Raw genomic sequence first — 3,006 nt, 5'->3', positions numbered from 1 at the left:
GCCAGGGGCTGCAGGCGCCCGGCGTCGGCCTCCAGGAGCCGGACGGCGGCGCGCACGGCGCGCTGCACGACGGGGTCCACCGCCGCGGACGTGTCTGCGCTCACCGAGCCTCCGTCGATCCCTGGCGGACCGGACACGGTGTCGCCGCTGGTGCGCCCGCTGCCGGACGGGGCCCATCCTAGGGGTGACCGCGGGTACCGGACACACTGCGTCGACACATCTGTCACCGAGCGTCACTGCGCGTGACGGGTGCCGGAGCGCCGCGGCGCGCGGGCGCACCGCGCGACGACGCGCCCCGGACGCGCTTTCCCCCTACGGTCGGGGCGTGTCCAGCGGTCCCGACAGCACCCCCGGCCCGGACGACCCGCTGCAGCGCGTCGTCGTCGTCCTGAACCCCAACAGCACCGGCGACGGGCCCGACAACGCCCGCGCGCTGCGCGAGGAGCTGGCCCGGCGCGCGCCGGGCCTGCCCGTGGAGCTGGTGGAGACGCAGCACGCCGGTCACGCCGAGGAGCTGGCCCGCGAGCACGTCGCCCGCCACCGCGGCGTGCTGGTGGTCTCCGCCAGCGGCGACGGCGGCTACCACGAGGTCGTCAACGGCGTCGTGGCCGCCGGGCGCGCCGGGCACCGCGGCGGCATGGCGGCGGTGCTGCCCTCCGGCAACGCCAACGACCACGCCACCGCCACCCACCAGCGCCCCCTGGCCGAGGCGGTCGCGGCCGTCGCCGGCGGCGGCGCGCGCCCCGAGCGCATGGACCTGCTGGAGGTCGACACCGGCGACGGCGACCCCCGCGTGGCGCACTCCTACGTCGGGGTGGGCATCAGCCCCGTGGCCGCCGCGGCCCTCAACGAGCACGACCTGGACGCCGTGAAGGAGACGGTGCTGGTCGTCAAGGCGTTCTGGAAGTACCGGCCGATGACGATCGGGCACCAGGGCCGCGACGTCGCGATCGACAGCCTGGTGCTGGCGAACATCGACCGGATGGCGAAGTACGCGCAGATCTCCGACGACTCCACCCCCGACGACGGCCGCTTCGAGGTGCTGCTCATCGAGCACCGCGGCAAGCTGCGGCTGCTGGCGGAGTTCCTGCGCGTCGTGCACGGCAAGCACCCGGTGCAGTCGCGCAGCGAGCCGTACGAGTTCGTCACCCGCAACCCCATGCCGCTGCAGCTGGACGGGGAGGTGCACCCGGTGCGCGGCGGCGTGACCGTGCGGGTGCGCTGCCTGCCCCTGGCGCTGACCACCGTGCGCTGAGGTCCCCTACGGCGCGGCGGGCGGGCCGGGCGGGGCGGTGGACGGCGCCCGGCTGCGGCGCTTCTCGCCGTACATGAGGGCGTCGGCGCGCGCCAGCAGCGCCTCCACGAGGTCCTCGACCTCCGCGCCCGCGCCGGCGGCCAGGCGCTCCTCGCGCAGCCGGCGCGGGGAGGAGCGCACCGCGCCGGTGCTGGCGGAGACGTCCAGGGCGGTGCCCGCCACCTCGAAGGGCGCGCCCACCACGGCGCGCAGCCGCCGCGCGACGGCGTCGGCGGGCACGTCCTCGGGCACCAGCACGGCGAACTCGTCCCCGCCCCAGCGGGCGGCGTGGTCGCCGCTGCGCACGCACGAGGCCAGCCGGTCGGCCACGGCGCGCAGCAGCTCGTCGCCGGCGGCGTGGCCGAGGGTGTCGTTGACCTCCTTGAAGCGGTCCAGGTCGACGAAGGCGACGACGACGTGCCCGCCGGTGCGCAGCCCCTCGGCGACGGCGCCGGCGAGCACCAGCGAGAAGCGGCGCCGGTTGACCAGGCCGGTGAGGGGGTCGACGTGGGCGACGACCTCCAGCGCCCGGCGCTGCTCCTCGGCGGTGGCCAGCAGCGCGCGGTGGTCGTGCACCACGAGGTACTGCCGCAGCAGCACCAGGGCGATCACCACCACGAGCGCGGCCAGCGGCTCGCGGGCCGGCTCGGACCACAGGCGGTGCACGACCAGGGCCGCGGCGGGCACGAACGCCACGTACGGCACGCCCACGCCCCACCGGGCCGGCTCGTCACCGCCCGGCGGGGGCGGCGGCAGCGGGTTGCGCGGGTCGGCGGCCACGGCGAACAGCCCGAAGCCGGTCAGCCAGCACAGGTCGGCGCTGCCGCCGGTGGTGAAGCCGCCCGGGGTGGTCAGGGCCAGGAAGTACAGCAGGTCCCCGGCGGTGACCAGCGCGCCGCCGGCCAGGGCGAGCACCAGCGGGCGGGTGGGGCCGCCGTGCAGCAGCGCCATCGCCGTCGCCGTCAGGTACGCCACGTCCAGCACCTGGAAGGCCAGCGGGAAGGCGAACTCCAGCGGCCGCTCCTCCAGGTGGGGCAGGGCGCCGTCCAGCCACAGCAGCACCACGACGGTCAGCAGGCAGCAGCCGAGCAGGGCGCCGTCGATGACGGTGCGCGCCCCCAGGGTGCCGGAGCTGCGCAGGCGCAGGAACGAGGAGGCGGCGGCGCAGGCGAGCAGCCCCCACAGCAGGAACGGCAGGTCGGCGGCGGTGGTGGCCGAGGGGTCCAGGCCGCCGAGGTCCATCGCGGCGAACACCACCTGCCCCAGCGACCAGCTCGCCAGCCCGCAGCCCAGCAGCCCCCACGTGCCGCGCAGCTGCGGCGGCGCGGCGCGGCGGGCCGCCAGGCGCAGGCAGCGCGCGGCCGCGACCGCGGGCACGAGGACCTCGGCGACGCCCAGGACGGCGCGGCCGGCGGTGCCGGTGGGCCCCAGCAGGTGCGCGGCGCCGGCGACGGCGGCCAGGGCGGCGACCAGCAGCAGCAGCGGCCCGCGCACGACGCGCAGGGCCGCCGCCACCCCGCCGGGCCCGCGTCGCTGGATCACACGGGGGTCGTCGGCGCGCGCGGGGCCCGGCTGCACGGCGGGCGGCGGGCGTCCTCCGGACGGGCGCGCCCGACCACCCGTCCGGCCGCCCCCCGCGGGGGGGTCACCGCTCGGCGGCCGGGCCCTCGGCGGGGGTCTGCCCGGGCGCGTCGGCGGGGCGCGCCAGGCGC

2 protein-coding genes are annotated in these 3,006 nt (G+C 78.2%); one reads left to right on the top strand and one right to left on the bottom strand.

Annotated elements, in window-relative coordinates; all coding sequences use genetic code 11:
* Positions 1-325 precede the first annotated feature (325 nt).
* Positions 326-1,255 carry a diacylglycerol/lipid kinase family protein gene (locus GTR00_RS17995; protein ID WP_166612952.1) on the top strand — a complete coding sequence of 310 codons (930 nt, stop codon included), beginning with the start codon at positions 326-328 and terminating at the stop codon, positions 1,253-1,255.
* 6 nt (positions 1,256-1,261) lie between these two features.
* Here the strand turns inward: GTR00_RS17995 and GTR00_RS26015 are convergent, their stop codons facing one another.
* Positions 1,262-2,836, bottom strand: coding sequence for a GGDEF domain-containing protein (locus GTR00_RS26015; RefSeq protein WP_323132589.1), 1,575 nt, complete (start codon positions 2,834-2,836; stop codon positions 1,262-1,264).
* Positions 2,837-3,006: the final 170 nt, after the last annotated feature.

The organism is Kineococcus indalonis (assembly GCF_009906395.1).
GTDB classification, from domain to species: Bacteria; Actinomycetota; Actinomycetes; order Actinomycetales; family Kineococcaceae; genus Kineococcus; species Kineococcus indalonis.
The sequence above is the reverse complement of the archived record's forward strand: the minus strand, read 5'-3'. Positions and strand labels throughout refer to the sequence as shown.